The 17,163-nt window shown below is 51.9% G+C and carries 19 protein-coding genes and 1 tRNA gene; 7 read left to right on the plus strand and 13 right to left on the minus strand.

What is annotated here, in order from left to right; genetic code table 11:
* Positions 1-4: 4 nt before the first annotated feature.
* From C3F13_16525 to C3F13_16565, 9 genes are all read right to left on the minus strand, one after another.
* The gene (locus C3F13_16525; protein PWB50557.1) at positions 5-940 is read right to left on the minus strand and encodes an integrase; all 936 of its coding nucleotides are present in this window, start codon (positions 938-940) and stop codon (positions 5-7) included.
* Positions 941-1,135: 195 nt separating this feature from the next.
* Positions 1,136-1,558 carry a hypothetical protein gene (locus tag C3F13_16530; GenBank protein ID PWB50558.1) on the minus strand — a complete coding sequence of 141 codons (423 nt, stop codon included), beginning with the start codon at positions 1,556-1,558 and terminating at the stop codon, positions 1,136-1,138.
* A complete protein-coding gene (locus C3F13_16535; GenBank protein PWB50559.1) occupies positions 1,555-2,328 on the minus strand; it encodes a hypothetical protein in 774 nt (257 codons plus the stop codon). Before C3F13_16535 ends, C3F13_16530 begins: the two co-directional genes overlap by 4 nt.
* A gap of 150 nt (positions 2,329-2,478) precedes the next feature.
* Positions 2,479-2,811, minus strand: a complete 333-nt coding sequence (locus C3F13_16540; GenBank protein PWB50560.1) for a hypothetical protein — start codon at positions 2,809-2,811, stop codon at positions 2,479-2,481.
* A gap of 29 nt (positions 2,812-2,840) precedes the next feature.
* On the minus strand, positions 2,841-4,931 hold the full coding sequence (locus C3F13_16545) for a hypothetical protein (GenBank protein PWB50561.1): 2,091 nt from the start codon (positions 4,929-4,931) through the stop codon (positions 2,841-2,843).
* Positions 4,932-4,936: 5 nt separating this feature from the next.
* Positions 4,937-5,185 (minus strand): hypothetical protein, encoded by a 249-nt coding sequence (locus C3F13_16550; GenBank protein PWB50562.1) that lies wholly within the window; start codon positions 5,183-5,185, stop codon positions 4,937-4,939.
* Positions 5,186-5,305: 120 nt separating this feature from the next.
* A tRNA-Ser gene (locus tag C3F13_16555) sits at positions 5,306-5,393 on the minus strand.
* A gap of 36 nt (positions 5,394-5,429) precedes the next feature.
* The gene (locus C3F13_16560; GenBank protein ID PWB50563.1) at positions 5,430-5,690 is read right to left on the minus strand and encodes a hypothetical protein; all 261 of its coding nucleotides are present in this window, start codon (positions 5,688-5,690) and stop codon (positions 5,430-5,432) included.
* Positions 5,691-5,735: 45 nt separating this feature from the next.
* Entirely contained in the window at positions 5,736-7,139 is a 1,404-nt protein-coding gene (locus tag C3F13_16565) for an MBL fold metallo-hydrolase (protein ID PWB50564.1), read from the minus strand.
* 176 nt (positions 7,140-7,315) lie between these two features.
* Between C3F13_16565 and C3F13_16570 the strand changes: the two genes are divergently transcribed.
* Positions 7,316-7,687: a hypothetical protein gene (locus tag C3F13_16570; protein PWB50565.1), complete on the plus strand. Its 372-nt coding sequence runs from the start codon at positions 7,316-7,318 to the stop codon at positions 7,685-7,687.
* Positions 7,688-7,893: 206 nt separating this feature from the next.
* On the opposite strand, the gene C3F13_16575 is transcribed toward C3F13_16570, so the two are convergent.
* The 4 genes from C3F13_16575 to C3F13_16590 all read right to left on the minus strand — a co-directional run bounded on the left by C3F13_16575 (position 7,894) and on the right by C3F13_16590 (position 11,254).
* Positions 7,894-9,048 (minus strand): hypothetical protein, encoded by a 1,155-nt coding sequence (locus C3F13_16575; GenBank protein PWB50566.1) that lies wholly within the window; start codon positions 9,046-9,048, stop codon positions 7,894-7,896.
* A gap of 65 nt (positions 9,049-9,113) precedes the next feature.
* Positions 9,114-9,590: a hypothetical protein gene (locus C3F13_16580; GenBank protein PWB50567.1), complete on the minus strand. Its 477-nt coding sequence runs from the start codon at positions 9,588-9,590 to the stop codon at positions 9,114-9,116.
* Between the two features lie 88 nt (positions 9,591-9,678).
* A complete protein-coding gene (locus C3F13_16585; GenBank protein ID PWB50568.1) occupies positions 9,679-10,593 on the minus strand; it encodes a hypothetical protein in 915 nt (304 codons plus the stop codon).
* Between the two features lie 43 nt (positions 10,594-10,636).
* Positions 10,637-11,254, minus strand: coding sequence for a hypothetical protein (locus C3F13_16590; GenBank protein ID PWB50569.1), 618 nt, complete (start codon positions 11,252-11,254; stop codon positions 10,637-10,639).
* Positions 11,255-11,377: 123 nt separating this feature from the next.
* On the opposite strand from C3F13_16590, the gene C3F13_16595 reads away from it, so the two are divergent.
* From C3F13_16595 to C3F13_16620, 6 genes are read left to right on the plus strand one after another with little or no spacing between them, the layout of a single operon-like run.
* A complete protein-coding gene (locus C3F13_16595; GenBank protein PWB50570.1) occupies positions 11,378-12,094 on the plus strand; it encodes a hypothetical protein in 717 nt (238 codons plus the stop codon).
* A gap of 40 nt (positions 12,095-12,134) precedes the next feature.
* Entirely contained in the window at positions 12,135-13,004 is an 870-nt protein-coding gene (locus C3F13_16600; GenBank protein PWB50571.1) for a hypothetical protein, read from the plus strand.
* 60 nt (positions 13,005-13,064) lie between these two features.
* Positions 13,065-13,898: an NAD(+) synthetase gene (locus C3F13_16605; GenBank protein PWB50572.1), complete on the plus strand. Its 834-nt coding sequence runs from the start codon at positions 13,065-13,067 to the stop codon at positions 13,896-13,898.
* A 9-nt stretch (positions 13,899-13,907) separates the two neighbouring features.
* Positions 13,908-15,230: an MFS transporter gene (locus C3F13_16610; protein PWB50573.1), complete on the plus strand. Its 1,323-nt coding sequence runs from the start codon at positions 13,908-13,910 to the stop codon at positions 15,228-15,230.
* Positions 15,231-15,255: 25 nt separating this feature from the next.
* Positions 15,256-15,804, plus strand: a complete 549-nt coding sequence (locus C3F13_16615) for a DNA polymerase III subunit epsilon (GenBank protein ID PWB50574.1) — start codon at positions 15,256-15,258, stop codon at positions 15,802-15,804.
* Between the two features lie 4 nt (positions 15,805-15,808).
* Entirely contained in the window at positions 15,809-17,140 is a 1,332-nt protein-coding gene (locus C3F13_16620; GenBank protein ID PWB50575.1) for a hypothetical protein, read from the plus strand.
* The last annotated feature ends 23 nt before the right edge of the window (positions 17,141-17,163 follow it).

The raw sequence follows: 17,163 nt of genomic DNA on the forward strand, positions 1-17,163 counted from the left end.
GGATTTAACAATCGTCCAATTCACCTATCGCATTTGCTAAATCCTCTTCTCCCGGTGTTGTATAAATCCTGGTTGTATTCAAGTTGCAATGCCCCAACAGTGCCGCGACCTTTTCCAGAGATACGTCTGCATCGATCAATGCTTTTGCAAAACTATGCCGTAAGGTATGGGGAGTAATGTTCTTCAACCCAGCTTTCTTCGCAAAGCGCTGTACAGCTCGCTGAACCGTCTTGCTCTGCACACCATCATTTCGTTGACTAAGAAAGAGATCATTTTTCTCCGTGTCTGGCCTCATATGCAAATAATCGAGTAAAGCCTTTCGTGCTTTTGAATTCAACGGGATCTCCCGCCGTTTCGTTCCCTTCCCCTCTCTGACGACCACACTCCCCTTGCGCTCATCCAGAATAATATCGCTCACGCGCAATTGGATAATCTCACCCACACGCAGCCCAGCAAATAAAATCAGTTTGACAATAGCTGCATCCCTTAAGTACATTAATCGTAGGCGCGGGTAACAGCGCATAGCATCTTCAACTTCCTTATCCACTGCACGAAGTAAGGCTGCACGTTGCTTCTTATCCAGCCATTTCGGAGCCAGTGCCACCTCTTTCACCGCCTTAACTCCTTGCACCGGGTTACGACCATTCTTGACATATCCAGCCTGCTCTAACCAGTGGGCATATACTGCTAGAGCTGCGAGCCGCCGGTTGATCGTCTTGGGCTTATTGGCCTGGTCAAGTAGATATTGCTTGTATCCTCTCACGGCATCGTTTGTTAAACCTTCAGGAGTCAGTGACTCTCGGTTCTGCTTTTCGAACCACTGCGCGAACAGACACACATCCCCGGTATACCCCACGATTGTCACCGGCGAGCGATCCTCTGCAAGTAGATAAGCCCGAAATTCATCCAGATGCAGGTCGTCTATCATTTTTATATCCATCCTTCTTTGTTCGTGTTTACCCTATTCAGGGTGATTTTTATTCCGCATGACCTGATATAGCCATTTGCTTTGTTGCGAAGCTCCTGGGCCTTCCTGGTGGCTTAAAGGACGTCCTATCTCAGCAAATGCAGTATTTGGTAGGACGCCCTAATAGGACGTCCTTATAGGACGCCCCATCTTTTTCCATAGGACGCCCTATCGCGGACCATTTTCACCATTTCGGAGAACCTCCTCGGCGTGTCGGTTGAGGTCGATATTCCACTCAAATTTCCTGCAGCCAGAGGACGCCTTGTAGCCCCACAAGCTGATCATGCGTGTCTCCAACCGGAGCACCGGTTCATAAAGCAAGAAGGCAACCAACTGGCTGACCGGCACACCTTCTTTCTTGGCCAGGATCTCCAGGCGCTTTTTTAAGTCGACCGGCAGTTCCAGGTTGACCCGCTTTGCCAAGCGCTTCTGTGCTCGCTCCCGTTCTTTCTTTCGCTGAGAGCGCAGGTTTTTCGGTAGGTGAGATTCGACGTTGCGGCGCGCTCCCTGGTCCAACAGGGACTCGACGGCTGGGTCGATACCGGGAAGATCGTCAAAACCGGTGAAGCCTTGCTTGCTCGTGTTTTTCATATCAGCTCCTGGATGCGTTCTAAAACTTGAATGTATCCACCGATACGCCTATTGCCCTGGTCATAACCAGTCAGGGCTTTGGCGTTCGGTTCGTAATCCCACAGGGTCTTCCCGAAACGACTAGCAACCCTACATTGGGTATCCTGTGGGATAGGCGGCAGCACAAGCTTTCCAAAGGTTTGTGCCAGGTGGATGAGTTGGTCATGGCTCTCCAAGGTTACCCGCTCGTAGAAAGTCGGGAGGATGCCCGCCACTTGGCAATGGCTGATCCGCTTCAGCGCCGCCAGGGTTTGTAAGGCATCCCTCACACCATTGACCGCCAGTTTGTCCAGGCGGGTGGGGATTAGCAGATAATCGGCAGCGACGATTGCTGCAAAGTGCAGTAGATCCACGGAGGGGGCGCAGTCGAGGGCGATCACATCATAGTCTGAACCTTGCAATACATCCGCTAGGATATATTCCCGCAGAGTCACGCCTGCGAGGGTTTGCTTCAAGGAGGTTGTGCTCTTGTCGGAACGGATGATTGCTAGGCGGTCCAACCCACTTGGGGTGATTGCCTGATCAAGCGGAATGTGTAGATCGGGAGAGAGAAGGCGACGGAGATCGTCACCGTGAGGCAATCCCAGGCTATCAGCAACGTTTCCTTGGGTATCCAGATCGACTAGAAGCAAATGGTATCCCATTCTGGCTAGACCTGAGGCCAGCGTGACCGCGGTAGTCGTTTTACCCACTCCGCCTTTCTGATTCAGGATTGCGAAGATTGTTGGCATATAACCTCCTTGAATTTAGTTTTCATATTGACCTACTGTCTAGCTCCACAAATCATGAGGTATATCCAGCAAATCATCAGTGTCAGCATCCTCATTGCCTTGGGAGAGCAACTGGGTGAACAGCCACTGCTGTTCAGTGGGCATTTGCAGTCAGAGATCGGTTTCTTCGGTTTTCCTCGAGTGAGCATCCGGGTCATCAATCCACCTGCTGGAGACGAACTCATGGTATGCTCGCCCAATCCGGATCAGCCGCCGGGCGATGAGATACATAGCCAGAACGAACAGCACCGCGAAGGCTAATGTCACCAATAGCAGAATCAGGGTTTGAGCGCGGCTTATGTCGCTGACACCCTGGTTAGCTAGTTGAGCTGTTCGCGTTGTTTCGAAAATGCGCGGAGCCTGGGCGGTACCCACCGCGTTGCCTCTTGACCCATAGGCAACCAGCACAGGTATAATCAGGATGAAGAATCCGATCTTTTTCATGTCACACCTCTGTGATTTTGAATGAACCATTAATAACCAGTATCAGGAACAGGTATGCCCAGCTGATCCGCTAACGTTCGCAAGCGATCTCGTGGCCCGCCTTCCATTGCTTTCCGCCAAGCCTGATCCCAGGGACTTTGTCCAGCCAATTCCCTGGTCAGCATGTCTGCCAGCTCACTGGCTGGTAATTTAGCAAGCTTATCCAGAGCACCTCCCGCGCCGTGAGTTGGATCAGGAATCAGGCGGCTAACAGCATGTGCGATGGGATCACGTATCCCAACGCCCGCCAGGCTGGCTGAATAGAGAAGCCAGGAAACAAATGACTGAGCATTGAGGCTGTTTTCCATGAGCATTTCCTGGTTTTTTACACCTACCCGGTTTCGAGAGAGTAATTCTGACAAATTCCATTCTGCGCCTACCACCCCCTTCTCATGCCTAGCGAAGGGGTCCGCAAGGTCAGATTTAATGCCGTCACCGGCGGTGGTTGGAGTATTTTTCTTGGGAGTTAAACCAAGCGCTAAGGTATTTAAACTGTGCCACTCGCGCCAATCAAAGGTGACAGCTGCGCCATTCTTATGAGTGTCATTCCCGCCAAGAGATGTACCATTCGCGCCAACAGGAGTGTCAATCGCGCCAATATAGGTGCTAACTGCGCCAACGGGAGCGTTGATCGTTTCACTGCTAATGGTGTCAGATTCGCCTTTATGGGTGTCAACCGCGCCAATAACGCTATCGGTTCGTTTATCCCTAATAGTGTCATTTGCGCCAAAGCCTCTCTTGGCTAACATTCCATTTGCCCGTATCCGGTCTTCCTCAGTCATCGGCTCACCCAAGCAAACTTTGAAGCGGCGTGGCGATTCTTCCCAATCATCGATCTCATGCCTTATCTCGCGAACAAACCGGGCGACATCATCAATACGAAGCCATTCCCAAATGGTTTTGACGCGTTTCAAACCCAACCAGTCAGCAATCTCTGAATAACCCTGGTCTACCAGAGCTTCATCCCGGATTTCGCCTGTACGTGGGTTTAGGTAACATCGATCGCGGATCAGCACCACGAACCATCCCTGCCCATGACCTAATTTAGGCAACCATCGGGTTACGAAGTAGTGCGTCAGGAAGACCAGGTCTCTGGGAGGCATCAGGTGTTGCGCCAGCTGATCAGCGAGTTCCTGGAAGTGCGACCGGTCGTTTTCCGATATCGGACCACACACGGCATGCAATACATCTTGGACTGAATGGAGTTCGATGCTTCCATCTCTATATGATGGTGTGTTCTCATGTCGTGGGATCAGCTCATCCACCGGGATTTCTAAAGCATCCTGGAGCGCTGCAAGTGGGTTTTTTCCTTCAGCCAGACTCTTGTAAAGCCAGGCGCGGAGAGAAAGCTCGTCGGCTGGAGTTAGGGGGAGGGTCATCGCCACCCGGTAGTAGCGAGGTGTCCGGTGGGGGTGATTGTCATTTCCATATTGCCACTGGGGTTTATCCTCAGCAGGTGTAACCAGATCGCGTAAGCGCTGCCATGTATCGGGGTTTGCAGAGTACCGCCGGAAGGTGCGCAGGCTCATCCCAGAGTACCTAGCTACGTTCTTCGCTGGAGCGCCAAACATCTTACCGGGCTGCTTGGCTGCACCAGCTTCGTAAGCTGCCTGGCGAAAGCCAATGTACAGCCAGGCCAGATCCAAACCAAGCACCGAAATGAACCGGAGAAAGTATCCAGGAACGACGATCACCTGGTGGGGCTGGACGATCTCATCGTAAATCGACTGGTATTCCGCCTGAAGCGAGAGCACAGCTGGATCTTCCATGGGAGCCGAATTTTCGTCCTCATGGGGCTTTTCGATCCCGTCTTCACTCGTTTCTTCTACAACAATGAATCGAACCTCCACCTTTTGGTTCAAGATCCCGATCAGCAAGCGGGTGAAGGTACTGGTCAGGCGGCTGGCGAGCCACTCGCGGCCATACTCATTCGGTGTGCCCACGGTGAATATTCCCTCTTCAAAGGAGATAAAGCTTGCATCCTGTACCCAGGTATCAAAAGAGGATTTCGGCATATCTAATCGCAGCTGATCGAGGGTTATTTGCAAGGCTTTCTCTGGGCTAAATGATGCACCTTTCATGGCCGCTATCGACCGCTCGCTTTCCGATCGGCAACAGATTTGTTATAACCGTTCTTATTCAGAAACTTTCCAACGGCATCTTCTGGGACACGGAAAGTGCGAGGGCCGAATTGAATGGCTTCGAGATTGCCATCCTTGATCCAACGATAAACGGTTTTCGGGTGGACGCGTGCCCATTCTGCAACTTCGAGCACTGTGAGCAAGTTCCTGGCATTCCAGGTGCTCGACGGTGGGTGGACAGATTGTGTTGTCATCTCATTTTCTCCCACCGGCTTTTCGGGAGAATCAAAAAGCCGGCTCTCAATCTGACTTGTCAAACATAGGTTCAGATCGAGAGCCGGCTAATAATTACTTTTAGCTCACTTTACGCTCTGCGGAGAGGGTGGGATTCGAACCCACGGTGGGGACGAGCCCCACAACGGTTTTCGAGACCGTCCCATTCAACCACTCTGGCACCTCTCCCATGCGCGCAGACCATTATACCAAGATGTTTTTATTTCACAGCCTGAAGATTTCATGCCCGGCTTGTTCAGCCTCTGCAATGATCTTCTTAGCTTCTTCTTTGACTTCAGGTGTAGCACTGGGTGTTTTCGGAATAAACTGGACCAGCTCGCGTGCCTGGCGTAACAATCCTTTCACCTCAGCCATGTATGATAGATCGTACTTCCCACCCCACTCTGGAACGGGGTAATCACGCGCCTCCTGGATTAACCCGCGAGCTCGTTTGATGCGCTCCGCAGCCGTTATCAAGCGTGCCATGAATCCTCCTTTGCAGCTCATCCTCTCCAATTGCATCTTTTGACTTCACCGTTCGATCTCCACGCTTTCTTGCCAGGTGGGATAAATTGGTTTTTCCATGCCAGCTTCAACCAGTTTCTCAGAGAGTGCTTCAGCTGGCCCAGTCTCGCCATGTACCAGGTATAGCTGCTTCACGCTGTGCTTAACCCGCAAAGCATATTCCAACAAAAAGTCTTGCCCAGCATGCGCAGACAGCCCTCCAATAGTCGCCACTTCAGCTTTTACAGCATACTCCTCACCATATATCCGCACCCTCTTTTCCTTATCCGCCAACCTGCGTCCCAGCGTATAGGGTGCCTGCCAGGAGACGATCAGGATGGTGTTCCTGGGATTTTCGATATTATTACGCAGGTGATGCAGGATTCGCCCAGCCTCTGCCATTCCCGAGGCTGATATGATAATCATCGGATCGGTGCGGCTGTTCAATGCTTTCGATTGCTCCACCGAACGGGTATAGATCAGCCGGTCGAATCCCAGGGCAGTATGATGTTTATCAGCCTTGATAAACTGCTTGGTCTGATCATCGAAGCACTCGGGATGCAGCTTGAAGATATCGGAGGCGTTAACTGCCAGGGGGCTATCTACATATACCGGAACACTGGGAAGCTGATGGCTTTCGATCATCTGATGAAGCGCATAAACGATTTCCTGCGTCCGGCCAACGGCAAAGGCTGGGATGATCACCTTGCCCCCTCGTTTCAAAGTCCGCCCGACAACCTGGCGCAGTTCATCATAGGCAATTTCAGGGTCAGTGTGCGGTTTATCTCCGTAGGTACATTCCATGATGAGAATGTCTGCCCCGTCAGGCAGGATGGGATCGCGGATTAAGGGCAGCTTACGCCGGCCGATATCTCCGCTGAACCACAGGCGTACTTTGAGCCCTTTTTCCTCGACATCCAGCACAACTCCAGCTGATCCTAAGATATGCCCCGCGTCCACGAGTCGTGCGGTTACACCTGGGATGGGCTCAAAATCCTGGTCATATTTTACCGGATTGAAATACTGTGCCACCTGGGCAGCCTCCACCTGCGAATAAATGGGTGTAGTCAAAGGTTGCCCCTGCTTGATCCGACGCTTGTTTAGGAATTCAGCATCAGCTTCCTGAATGTGCCCGGCGTCCATGAGCATGATGTTCGCCAGATGAGCAGTCGCGGAGGTAGTATAAATTGGACCGTTGTAGCCCTGTTTCACCAGGTTAGGCAAGTTGCCACTGTGGTCAATATGGGCATGTGAAAGGATGACCGCATCGATTTGCCACGGGGAGAAGGGGAAGTTACAGTTTCGATCATATGACTCCTGGCGTTTACCCTGGAAAAAACCACAATCCAAGAGTAATTTGGCACCATTGATAGTCAACAGGTGTTGCGATCCTGTAACAGTCTGGGCCGCACCGTCAAATTTTATCTGCATATAGCCTCCTTGATCAGTTACCTTGTGTATTATAGCCCAAGGGTACCTGCATAAGTAATGAGCAACCTATTCAATACAAGCCTGACAGATGAAAATTCCGAGGCTAAAACACCTTTGTTTGTGCTAAAATAGTAATCAGCCAAAAGTGTTTTCCAAACCGAATAGGCTATTGATCAATGTCTGATAAGGCATCAATCCTGGTTATTGATGATGAAGAAAGCATACGCTGGACGCTGGCAAAAATCCTCCAGCGTGAAGGCTATGAGGTAGCAACCGCAGCCACGATTAAGGATGCCTGGGCATGCTTGCAAGGCAGCTCTTATGACCTGGTATTCCTGGATATCAAGCTACCCGATGCCAATGGGCTCACTGTACTGCCTGAGCTGCGAAACCGATTTCCAAGAACACATGTGGTGGTTCTCAGCGCTCAGGATAAATTGGATACCGCTCTTGAGGCCGTCGTAGGGGGGGCTCGTGATTACCTGCTGAAACCGATTGATCCTCCCGATCTGCTGTTACGCATCCAAGAGATCCTCTCCGATAGTTAATCAAAGCAATTGCATCAAATAATTTCTGTTTTGATTGCAACCGGTGAACCCAGCATGCATTCGATTTTTTATTTACCTGATATGGCTCACCAAATATTGTGACCTGCATCCCCCTTTGATACACTCAAAACGTCTTAACGAAGACCACCTTTATGCAGTCACCTTTCCCGATAATAATTTTTCCGCAGGAATATTCTTGCGGATAATTATCTGCGTGATTCAACCTTCCTAAGCAGGATCAGTATTTCTTCCCCATATTGTTCCTGTCTCCAGGGTACGCCGTGTAAAACTTCAGATAACTCATCCATATTCCCAGGATTCTTGCTAGCAATATCATGCAACAGATCGCGGGGGAGGATGATGTCAGATTCAACCTCCAGTTCCTTCGCCTTAAGCTTACGCCACTGTTTCAAGGCTTCAACCCGAGCCAAAAAGCGGTCGTCTGGTCTCGCACTCCGAGGTCGATGGACGGGATCGGATTGCAAGCCACGCTGAACCGCCTGAAGGATGGCCTTCCCATGACGGTCGAGCTGGTGCTGGGTCATTCCCGGCAGACTTTTGAGCTCTTCCACGCTATTGGGTGAAGAGCTGGCGATTGCCTGCAAGGTACTGTCACTGATCACCTTGAATAAGGGTCTGTTTCGCTGGCGAGCCACATCATCACGGTATTTGCACAGCTCTTGCAGGATGGCTGCTTGCTGAGGTGAAAGTTTATGCACTCCATTCACCTTCCAGTAGGTTGTTTTACCGTTTTCTGGGTTGGCTTCCACGGTGCAGAGACGAATGAAATCTTCTCGAGCCAGTTTTTCCAACCCTTTTTCTTCCAGCTCTGGTTGAAGCTTATCGCGTAGAGGTAAAAGGTAATGTGTATCCTGGCGGGCGTAGTCAAGAAGGAAATCAGGCAAGGGTCTCTGCCCCCAATTGGCACGCTGATGGCGTTTGTCTACCTGAATACCAAATTCTGCTGCCAGGATAGATCCTAACCCCACTTCCGTGCGGCCCAGGATACGGGCTGCCAGCATGGTATCGAACAGATTGTTGAAGCTGAACCCAAAGTCACGCTTCAGGCAGATCAGATCATATTCAGCAGCATGAAAGACTTTTTGGATGCGTGCATCCGTAAATATCGGACCAAGCGGGGAGAGGTCGTCCAGTGCTAGCGGATCAACGAGGAAATCTAGATCTGGGATGGAAAATTGGATCAGGCACACCTGTTCACGATAGGCGTACAAGCTGTTAGATTCGGTGTCCACTGCGATGGCAGGCTGAGTAGCCAGGATATTTGCCAATTTTTTCAACCCATCTGGTTTCGTGATAGGTTTTTGTGTGTCAGGATCGGGCATGGGGGTATTATAGCCCAATTATTCATTTAGCCACGATTTAAGACTTCCGTCTGGAGCGGGAGTCATTGCAAGTGTGGCAGTTGTTACAAGCTGATTTTTGTCTTTTCCATGACCAAAGCGGCTTCACCGTCCTGGTAATATTTTGTCCACTCCCCCACTTTACTATAGCCTAACTTCTCATACAAGCGAATTGCCACATCATTGGTGGGCCGTACGCACAACCTGATCCGGTTCACCGGCACCTGTGCTTCGCATGCCTCGATGAGCATCGCACCGATCCCGCGACCACGGTACTCAGGAAGCACGCCCACAGTGGCTATCCAGGCGACACCTTCCGTTCGGCGCACATCCCCAGCAATAAAACCCACCATCTGCCTGTCATGAACTGCCTTTAAACGGACCACTCCCCGGAAGGACAATACACTGATCAGATCCAGTAATGGCCAGGCATCTTTGGGAAAGCAGATTTGTTCCAGGTGGCGTAAAGGACCCAGGTCATGTAATGTCGCTGCTTCGATGGTTACGTTAGTAGCTGAATGGATATCTGAGGTGGTATTCATGAGTAGGAAAGTGAATTATCGCTAAAATACACGCAATACGGAGCACCAGCGAAATGTACTCCGTATTGCGTTATTCATCGGCTATGTACTATTTCTGCTCTTCCTTCGCTTCACCTTTCATAAAACTCGATAGCAGGCTGGTGAATTCCATCGGGAAGATATACTTCGTGGAGGCACCTAACCCGATTGACTTCAGGGTTTCAAAGTACTGTAAGGTCATGGTCTTCTGATCCACGGTCTTGGCGCTGGCGTAAATCTTCTCCAAAGCCATCGAGAAACCTTCAGCGCGTAGGAGCTGCGCCTGCCGCTCACCTTCTGCACGCAGGATGTTACCCTGTTTCTCGCCCTCTGCACGCAGGATGGCACTCTGCTTCTCACCGTCAGCTACGTTAATGGCGGCTTCACGGGTACCAGTGGATTCGGTCACCACGGCACGGCGGATACGCTCAGCAGACATCTGGCGGTTCATGGCATCCTGTACGTCGCGCGGTGGGATGATCTCACGGATTTCAACGTTGGTTACCTTGACACCCCAGCGTTCGGTCACCTCATCCAGACGGGTGCGGAGCATGTTGTTGATATGCTCACGCTCGGAAAGCACTTCGTCAAGCATGATCCCACCGATGACAGCACGCAAGGTAGTGGTTGCCATACCCAGGGCGGCTGCCTCAAAACTCCCAACCTGCAACACGCTATCCATCGGATTCAGCACCTTGTAGTACCACAAGAAGTCGATACTGATTGGGGCGTTATCTTTGGTGATGGAAGTTTGATGGGGCACTTCACGCACCTGTTCCCGCAAGTCTACAGAGACGCCCCGATCGACGATAGGGATCAGGAGAACGATGCCTGGGCCACGTGCGCCTACACAACGGCCCAGCCGAAAGACGACCAGGCGGACATATTCCGGCACCACCCGGATGGCGCTGGCCAGGAGGATGATCGCCAGGATGATCAAACCTCCAACCAGGCACAAGACAATGGTTAACTCAGTACTTCCCATAATTAGCCTCCTTGGAAAATGGGTTGAACGATATGAATATCAATCATAAGGTGTTCTCTTCTGGTGATGGCACCAGCTCGACCTCCAGAATAAAACCATCCCGTTTCACCACCTTCACTTTACTACCCGAATAGATTTTTGACTTGCTGCGTGCACTCCACAGCTCTGAGCCAATCTGGACAGAGCCTTCATCCAGGATATCGGTTTTGGCTTCGCCTATATCGCCAATGATTTTCGCTAGGTCGTGTTTTGGCTTCAACTTCTCTGATTCTAGGACCTTGGTGCCTGCGATCCAGATAAACCCACACGCAAGAACAGATCCAATGATGGCCAGTGCAGGGTTCACCCCAGGTAGCCACCACTCCTCGCCCTGAAACAGGTACGCTGAGCCAAGCGCAAAGGCAATCAGGGCGACAACCAGGAAAGCGATATTACGCGATTTCCGTACAGCCAGGATGAATGGGACCACACCTAAGATCAACAATCCCAGGGCCCAAAAATTGATGGGGAGCTGAGTCATCTCCCAGCCTGCCAGCAATAGGACAAACAAGGCGCTGACTTCCAGGATTCCCGTACCTGGGGCAAACAATGCCATGACTGTCAGGACCACACCAACGACCAGAATGATATATGCTACATTAGGATTGATCAATATCTCCATACGTATGCCCTCCAGAGGCGATTTGATTATACATCAGATTGATTTTTCGTCTCTTGACACTAATTATGCAACCAAATTCCCACAGGTGGCTGAGGGAATCTTAGGATTTGGTATGATTAAGCCATGCAGCCATTCTCGATGATCATCGGCTTAGGCGCGTTAGCTGGTTTGCTGCTCGTAACCTGGCGTGCGCCGCAAAAAGAGCGCTTGCGATATGTAGACGCAGGAATATTAACATTATTGGGTTCATTGATTGGCAGTCGCCTGATGACAGTTGCGGTAAATTGGTCTTACTATGCATCCAACCTGGGTGAGATATTCAAAGTATGGATGGGTGGTCTATCTGGAATAGGGGCCTTGACTGGAGGAATTCTGGCAGTTTTGATCCTGTCGTTATGGTGGAAAACCCCCTTGGGAGTACTGGCGGATGCCTTACTTCCCCTGGCTGGAACGGTCACCATTGCAGCCTGGCTGGGCTGCTGGCTGGATAGCTGCAGCTACGGGTATCCATCAACAGCCTGGTGGGCAATCCCAGCCAGGGACGAGTGGGGGGTAAGTGCCAATCGCTTCCCTGTCCAATTCATCGGAGCGATCCTGACCCTGATCATGATCTGGAGTATTGACAAAGCTGGGTTGCACCTTCAGGCTCAAGGTTTAAGCGCGGCGTTAGGTTTGTTCGGATTATCTGCAGTAATACTCGGGCTCTCCTACTTCAGGATCGATCCGACACCAGTCTGGCATGGATTGAGGCTGGAAGCCTGGGGGGCACTTGCGCTGATGATATTCTCATCTGTAACAGTGGTGGTATTATTGTTGCGCTGGATGTTAAGTAAAAAGTAGATATTCCCAGGCTGATGCATTCCAACCTGGGGAGGTGAACATGAAGTTAAAGATCGCCTTAGCCCAAATCAATACCCACCTGGGTGATGTGAACGCCAACCTGGACAAGCACCTTGAGCTGATCAAACAGGCACAAGAATCCGGTGCGCAGTTGGTTGTGTTCCCTGAGTTATCGCTTACCGGTTATTGTTTGCAAGACATGGTACCCAATGTAGTCCATAAGGCATCCAGCGATGATCCAATATTCGGACCACTGCTTACAGCCAGCCAGAATTCAGACATCGTGGTAGGTTTTGTTGATGAAGACCAGCGGCATCGCTTCTTCATTTCATCAGCTTATCTGTCGGGCGGGCAGGTGTTACACGTCCATCACAAGGTGTATTTACCCACCTACGGGCTCTTTGATGAGGGGCGTTTCTTCGACTGGGGTGATTCAATCCGGGCATTTGACACGCCTTTTGGACGGGTAGGAATCCTGATTTGCGAGGATTTCTGGCATGCTTCCCCACCCTACCTGCTGTGGCTGGATGGAGCCGACATCTTCCTGCTTACGTCTGCTTCTCCAGGACGCGGATTAGGTCCCGAGCCTGTAATCGGATCTGCTCGCTGGGTAGAGGACGTAAACAGGGCCTACTCCAGCTTATTCACAACCTTTATAGTGCACGCCAACCGGGTCGGCTTCGAGGATGGTTTGAACTTCTGGGGCGGATCGACCATTTACGACCCGAATGGTGAGCTGGTCGCCAAAGCTCCATACTTTGAGGAAACCCTGCTTTTCTCTGAAATAGACCTGAACCAGATGCATCGCACACGCGCTCGCCTGCCGTTGCTGCGTGACGAGCGTACCGCCCTCACAATGCACGAGCTTCGCAGGATCTTGGGTACAACTGATCCGACCAATACCAGATAGTGAGCAGATGATGGTAGTATGGATGATTACCTCAAACAAGACTATTGAATGGGTGAGCCTATGAAACACAAACAAGTCGACCTGACCATCAACACCGATACCGCCAGGCAGATCCTGACCGGTTTCATCCACTCGGAACTCACCCGGGCAGGTTTTTCAAAGGCAGTGGTCAACATCTCAGGCGGGTTGGATTCCTCATTATCATGCTACCTGGCCTGCGAAGCATTGGGAGCCGAGAACATCCTGGCGCTGCGCCTGCCATATAAAACCTCGGCAGCCGATGCCAATGACCACGCTCAGCTGGTGATTGATGGACTGGGTATCCAATCCCTGACCATCCCCATCACTGAGATGGCTGATGGACTGATCAGCCAGTTCCCAGACATGAACCGGGTGCGCCAGGGGAATATCATGGCGCGCATGCGCATGACCGTCCTGTACGACCAGTCAGAAGCTTTCCATGGCCTGGCGGTAGGCACCGGCAATAAGACCGAGATTTTGCTCGGATATACTACCCTATATGGTGATTCAGCCTGTGCGGTCAACCCACTGGGTGACCTGTATAAGACACAGGTGCGCCAGCTGGCCAGGGCAGTGGGAGTCCCGCAAGTGATCATTGACAAGCCGCCCACCGCAGACCTATGGCTTGGGCAGACTGACGAAGGCGAGCTGGGCTTCACCTATGCCGAAGTGGATCAGCTGCTTTTCCTGCTCGTGGACCAGCGCTACAGCCCGGAGGATTGCATTGAAGCTGGTTTCAGTGAAAGCTTCGTGCGGACGGTGATCGAAAGGATCAGGCGCAACCAATTCAAACGCCTGATGCCCCCGGTTGCCAAGCTAAGCAACCGCACAGTCGGTTATGACTTCTTATATCTCCGCGATTGGGGGACTTGACGACCACCATTGTTGCCCACGTCTCCATCATCAAACCAGTCGCCTCCTGACAAAGCTCACACGAGGGGTAAGCACCGATTCCGCATCCACATCCCGCCATCTCTCCATCACCGGCGCTACTTCCTGCTGTGGCTAGGTTTATTGATATCCATAACCGGCTCACAAATGCAGGTATGGGCGGTTTTGTGGCAAATCCGTACGCTGACTGACCAACCGATTGCCCTGGGAGGCGTTGGGCTGGCGCGTATCATCCCGGTGATCGTCTTCTCCTTGATCGGCGGAGCTTTCGCAGATGTGCATAACCGGCGCCATATCCTGTTTATCACCCAATCGGGGATGGCTATCGTAGCACTGATCCTGGGTTGGCTGAGCCTGACAGGGAATATCGATCTCTGGCATATCTATTTGCTGATGGCCTTGCAGGCAGTTGCCATGGCATTCAACGGCCCCGCACTTCAATCGCTGGTGCCCAACCTGGTGCCAGGGAAGGACTTGCCGAATGCCTTCAGCATGAACTCGATCGCCAACCAGGTTGGATCGATCGTTGGTCCAGCACTCAGCGGCATCGTCATCGCAGCCGGAGAACTATCCTACGTCTATATAATCAATGCAATTTCCTTTATGGCGGTGATCGTGGCGTTATTCCTGATGGGACCTGTCGAGCAACAGAAGACGGCTGGCGCAAAGAATGGAAAGGTCAGTGTGACAGCCATTGCAGAGGGTGTACGCTTCATCTTGAACCAGCCACTGATTCTGTCAACCATGATCTTGGACTTCTTCGCCACATTCTTCGCTTCGGCTAACACGCTTATGCCGATCATCGCCCGTGACGTCCTGCATGTTGGGGCAGTGGCGTATGGATGGCTTTCTTCCGCACAGGCGATCGGGGCAATGGTCGCCGCGCTGGTTATCTCGCAGATGCACCAGATCCGCCGCCAGGGGATGATTTTCCTGTCAGCTGTGATTGTTTTCGGGGCAGCTACAATCTTTTTCGGATTCAGCCGTAGCTTCATCCTGGCAATGCTGGCCTTGATCGTTATCGGTGGGGCCGACACGGTCAGCACGATCATCCGCAATACCATCCGCCAGCTTTCCACACCCGATTACATCCGCGGCCGCATGACCAGCGTTAACCAGATCTTCTTTCAGGGTGGTCCGCAGCTGGGTGAGGTTGAAGCAGGCCTGGTAGCACAAATCACTTCTGCCCCGATTGCTATTATCACTGGCGGCATTGGATGCATCGTAGCCACCATCTGGATTGCACGACGCTGGCCACAAATTCGCACGTATAATGGCGATGAGCCGATAGCTGCTGGGAAATCCGCACCCTGAACACCTCTGCTATAATCACAACACCATGGTAGTCTCTGACCCAAGCGAAGTCTATATCTGCGTGGACGTGGAAACCTCCGGGCTGATCCCAGTCGACTATTCACTGCTTTCCATCGGTGCCTGCACGATCATCGAGCCGCGATCCACATTCTATATCGAGCTAAAACCCATCAACGAAAACTCTACTGCTGAAGCAGCCAATGTGCACAAACTCTCATTTGAACGCCTGATGCACACTGGTGTTTCTCCCGTGACAGCCATGCAGAATTTCGCAGGATGGTTGGAGCAGCAAACCCCGCCAGGTAAACATGCTATCTTCGTGGCGTTCAATGCGCCCTTTGATTGGATGTTTGTTAACTACTATTTCATCCACTATATAGGCCATAATCCCTTTGGCCATGCAGCCCTGGACATCAAAGCGTATTACATGGGCCGGGCAGGAGTATCCTGGTCACAAACCTCCTGGCGGTTCATCAGCCCAAACCTGACAGAAAAGGAAAGCCTAACCCACCATGCCCTCCAGGATGCGATTGACCAGGCAGACTTATTCCTGAAGATTCTCAAGGAGACATAAACCAGTGACTGAAGCACAAGCACCCACCCCCGGCGCCGATCTTAGGCGCATCATCGATTCAGCCCACCGACTCGGTATCGAGCTGGATGAAACCGAAGCCCTCCAGTGGCTGACGGCGATTGTATCCTTTAAATCCACCATGGACATCTCTGTGGACGCCGATACCGGAGTATTCGGCAACAAGATTGTCATGCTGGATTTCAGCACCCAGGACCTGGCACATTTCCGTGAGGTGGGCCACCTGGTGGAATTCTACGACGAGCCTGGTGTGGTTGAAACCGCTCTGGCACTCTCTGGGTCATCAGCCCAATCCAAGATCCAAACCTACCCTGGGGACTGCGACTATTTTGAACGGATCAACATCATTGCCACGACAAGAGAGCAAGCCTGTCAGATCCTTTCGCGCCTGATGCGTGATAAGGCCTTGAGCTCAATGAAAGGGCCCACCTACCAACTCCTGGAAGTCAAGTTCGGCAGTTACCCATTTGACTTACTGAAGGGTGACCGGCAGGTGCGGGCTGGCACCCCTATATCCTGGTTGCCGGATGAGATCCAAGCAGGACAGATCGATGGCAGGCTGGCAGACGGAGCAACCGCGGCTGTTCGTTGGGAGGATGTAGCAGTCAACCCCGGCTGGTGCAAGCTAGACTGGGTGATTGCTGACCCAGTACGCGGTCAGCTTTCCAATGCCAGTAACATGCTGGATGTGACCTGGGAAGCCCCGGATGGCTCAATCACGCCCCTGGATGGATACCTCGACCCATATTTTCAGGAGGTTTACCTGGATGCACAATCCATCCCGATCTTCTCAAAGCTATCCAGGCACGTCTCGGCAGATGCGCTGGATGAGTACGTGAGGCAGCTTGAACACGAAGTGAACAAGTACCTGACCAAAGATATCAACTACGGCAAGGTGGCCAAGCGCCTTTATAACATCTTCCGGCTCACTGGCCGCTATGAAGACGCGGCCTTCCTGCGCGACTTGTTTGATGAACCAACCACCCTGCTGTACCAGGTATGGTCGCTGATCCGCACCATCGACGATGCATTCAAACCTGAAACATCGATCACGCTTGACCAACTGCTTTCACAGGCTGACCAGTTGATCTTGGGTGTCATCCGCGTGCTGGAAGGCGACCAGGAATCAGAGATCGTACGCCTGCTGCTCAGGCTGAGAGACGCTTTGAGCCGTCAGGAACCCGGGCAAGCGCTCAGCGGAGCTGCTGAAGCTGCTCGGGCGGAGGTAATCAACCTGGTCAACAACTTCTTCTATGAAAAGCTGACTGCGGTCCCGTCTATCAAAGAGTACATGGATGGCATAAGGATGGCTGGCTAATCTTCTGGGGAGGAACCATATCT

The sequence above is a fragment of the Anaerolineales bacterium genome, from assembly GCA_003105035.1.
Lineage (GTDB): Bacteria > Chloroflexota > Anaerolineae > Anaerolineales > UBA4823 > FEB-25.

Bases quoted from the DNA above. Each gene is read 5' to 3' on its own strand.
- C3F13_16545 (PWB50561.1), bottom strand. From the start codon at position 4,931: ATGAAAGGTGCATCATTTAGCCCAGAGAAAGCCTTGCAAATAACCCTC.
- C3F13_16590 (PWB50569.1), bottom strand. From the start codon at position 11,254: ATGGAGATATTGATCAATCCTAATGTAGCATATATCATTCTGGTCGTT.
- C3F13_16580 (PWB50567.1), bottom strand. From the start codon at position 9,590: ATGAATACCACCTCAGATATCCATTCAGCTACTAACGTAACCATCGAA.
- C3F13_16530 (PWB50558.1), bottom strand. From the start codon at position 1,558: ATGAAAAACACGAGCAAGCAAGGCTTCACCGGTTTTGACGATCTTCCC.
- C3F13_16560 (PWB50563.1), bottom strand. From the start codon at position 5,690: ATGGCACGCTTGATAACGGCTGCGGAGCGCATCAAACGAGCTCGCGGG.
- C3F13_16535 (PWB50559.1), bottom strand. From the start codon at position 2,328: ATGCCAACAATCTTCGCAATCCTGAATCAGAAAGGCGGAGTGGGTAAA.
- C3F13_16615 (PWB50574.1), top strand. From the start codon at position 15,256: ATGGTAGTCTCTGACCCAAGCGAAGTCTATATCTGCGTGGACGTGGAA.
- C3F13_16525 (PWB50557.1), bottom strand. From the start codon at position 940: ATGGATATAAAAATGATAGACGACCTGCATCTGGATGAATTTCGGGCT.
- C3F13_16600 (PWB50571.1), top strand. From the start codon at position 12,135: ATGAAGTTAAAGATCGCCTTAGCCCAAATCAATACCCACCTGGGTGAT.
- C3F13_16585 (PWB50568.1), bottom strand. From the start codon at position 10,593: ATGGGAAGTACTGAGTTAACCATTGTCTTGTGCCTGGTTGGAGGTTTG.
- C3F13_16595 (PWB50570.1), top strand. From the start codon at position 11,378: ATGCAGCCATTCTCGATGATCATCGGCTTAGGCGCGTTAGCTGGTTTG.
- C3F13_16605 (PWB50572.1), top strand. From the start codon at position 13,065: ATGAAACACAAACAAGTCGACCTGACCATCAACACCGATACCGCCAGG.
- C3F13_16550 (PWB50562.1), bottom strand. From the start codon at position 5,185: ATGACAACACAATCTGTCCACCCACCGTCGAGCACCTGGAATGCCAGG.
- C3F13_16570 (PWB50565.1), top strand. From the start codon at position 7,316: ATGTCTGATAAGGCATCAATCCTGGTTATTGATGATGAAGAAAGCATA.
- C3F13_16540 (PWB50560.1), bottom strand. From the start codon at position 2,811: ATGAAAAAGATCGGATTCTTCATCCTGATTATACCTGTGCTGGTTGCC.
- C3F13_16565 (PWB50564.1), bottom strand. From the start codon at position 7,139: ATGCAGATAAAATTTGACGGTGCGGCCCAGACTGTTACAGGATCGCAA.